Below are 404 nucleotides of genomic sequence, written 5' to 3'. Positions count from 1 at the left end.
GACCAGGACGGATGCAACAAATCTTTCATCTCATCTAATCATCTGACCAGGCACAAATACGTTCACACAGAAGACAGGCCATTTGTCTGTGACCAGAGCGGATGCAACAGGCGTTTTGCACAATCAGACAACCTCACCAGACACCGGCAAATACATCACAATGTGGGAGACAAGTGACCCAGTCTGTCCCTTTAACCAGCATCACCAAAGGTCACCAGCTACGTTGCTATCTTCTTTGCTCTTTTTTATGGGAAGGATAGGAATGGTCTCCAGACTGAACTTTGTTGCCACCAGTCTTTGCATTGTGATCTGCCTGTCTGCATCTGCCACCGATGCAACAGAAGACAAGAGTAAACCTCTTCACCTTATTCCGTTACGGTCATTAGATGTAATATCGACAGGTG

It is taken from the genome of Parendozoicomonas verongulae, from assembly GCF_009711465.1.
GTDB lineage: Bacteria > Pseudomonadota > Gammaproteobacteria > Pseudomonadales > Endozoicomonadaceae > Sansalvadorimonas > Sansalvadorimonas verongulae.
This window is presented reverse-complemented; position numbering follows the sequence as displayed.